The following is a 2,102-nucleotide window of genomic DNA, read 5'->3' on the forward strand; positions in this document are numbered from 1 at the left end:
CTGCGGCTGTGGCGTGGCACGGCGCTGGCGGACGTCGACGCGCCCTTCGCCGGCGAGGCCCGGCAGCGTCTCGCAGAAGTGTTCATCAACTGCGTACTTTCCGGCGGGACCACGAACGACCTCCGCCACCTCGTTGCGGAACACCCGCTGCGTGAGGACGTGCGGGCGGCGTTGATGCGTGCCCTGCACCGCGAAGGCCGCCAGAGCGAGGCGCTCGCGGTGTTCGCGCAAGGGCGGGAACTGCTGGCCGACGAGCTCGGTGTCGATCCCTCCCCCGGCCTGGCCGCAGCTCACCTGGAGATCCTCCACGCCCAGGCACCGCATCGGGGCGTGCCCGCGCAGCTCACCAGCTTCGTCGGACGGGACGAGGACCTGCGTCGCGTCAGCAAGTGGCTGCAGGAGAACCGGCTGGTCACGCTCATCGGGCCGGGCGGTACCGGCAAGACCCGTCTGGCCGTCGAGGTCGGCCACCGTGAACCGGGTGAGGTGGCGTTCGTCGACCTCAGCGCCACCACCGACGTCGCCCGCGCCCTGCTCGACGGCGTCGGTGTCCGCGAAGCCGGCCTGCTCACCGCCGGAGCGATGAACGTCGAGGATCGGCTCAGGGCAGCCCTGGCCACCAGAGCGATCCTGCTGATCGTCGACAACTGCGAGCACGTCATCGACGACGCCGCTCGTGTCCTCGGTGCCGTGCTCGCCGCCTGCCCGGACGTCCGTGTGCTCGCGACCAGCCGTGAACCGCTCGGCATCACCGGCGAAACGCTCAGCCCGGTCAGCGCGCTCGACGACGAGGCCGCCGTCCGGCTGTTCCTGGACCGGGCCCAGGCGGTGAAACCGGGCTTCACCGCCGACCGGGACGTCATCGCCGACGTGTGCCGGCGCCTGGACGGGGTCGCGCTCGCCATCGAACTGGCCGCCGCACGCGTGCGATCACTGCCGATCAACGACATCGCGGCGAGGCTCGACGACAGGTTCCGGTTGCTGTCGAAGGGCAGCCGCACCGCCGCGCCACGGCACCGCACGCTGCACGCCGTCGTCGAGTGGAGCTGGGACCTGCTCACCGACGCCGAACGCGACGTCGCCGCCCGTTTCACCGTGTTCTCCGGCAGCGCGAGCCTCGATGCTGCCACGAGCGTCACCGAGTCCGATGTGGACACTCTGAGTTCGCTGGTGGACAAGTCGCTCGTCGAGACCACCGGCGATCGCTATCGCATGCTCGACACCATCCGGGCGTTCTGCGCCGCTCACGCACCGGACTTCGGTGAACGCCACGCACGCTGGTTCCTCGCGCTGGCCCAGGAAGCCGAACCGCACCTGCGCGCGTACGAACAGGTCGAGTGGCTCACCACGCTGGCGCTGGACCACGACAACCTCGTCGCCGCCGTCACCTGGGCCACCACCCACGACGTGGGTCTTGCGCTGGAACTGGTGGCCGCGCTCGCCACCTACTACTGGTGCCGCGGTCTTCGCACCGAGGCCGCGCGCCAGGCCGACGCCGTCCTGCACGCGTGCAGCGAGTCCCCGCCGGCAGGCCGCGAGCAGGAGTACGCGCTGTGCCTGCTGATCGCCTGGCCCGTCGCGACCGGTGACCAGACGAGGAGGATCCGTCAGGCCGACACGCTGCTGGCCTCGCTCGACGGCCCGCCGCGCTACCCGATCATGACCATGATGTGGGGCATGGCGCTCGGAGCCCCGGAGAACGACTCCCAGGTGTGGCACCGCCGCCACCGGCTGCTGGGTGCCGACCCGTGGAGCAAGGCGCTCGCGCTGGTCGGCGACGGGCTCGTGGCCAGGATGGAAGGCGACCCGGCGGCGAGTCAGGACCTGCTACGGCGAGGTGCCGAGGCGTTCACCGTGGTCGGCGACCGCTGGGGTGCGGCGCTCGCGTTCAACCAGCTCAGCGAGGTCCTCCTCGCGGGAGGTGACGTCATCGGCGCCCTGCACCACGTCGAACGCGCCTGCGGCCTGCTCGAGGAGCTCGGCGCGACCGAGGACAGCGCAGAAGCCGTCGCCGGGCGCGCCCACGCCAGGCTGGCCGCCGGTGATCTGGACGGAGCGAAGACCGACTTCGACCTCGCGCTCACCCTCGCCGGCCGCGCCGG

The 2,102-nt window shown here is 71.6% G+C and carries 1 protein-coding gene; it reads left to right on the forward strand.

Annotated elements, in window-relative coordinates; translation table 11 throughout:
- Positions 1–2,102 (forward strand): ATP-binding protein (locus FXN61_RS49035; RefSeq protein WP_167980581.1); only part of this gene is annotated, 2,102 nt, incomplete at both ends.

The organism is Lentzea indica, assembly GCF_012184385.1.
GTDB lineage: Bacteria > Actinomycetota > Actinomycetes > Mycobacteriales > Pseudonocardiaceae > Lentzea > Lentzea indica.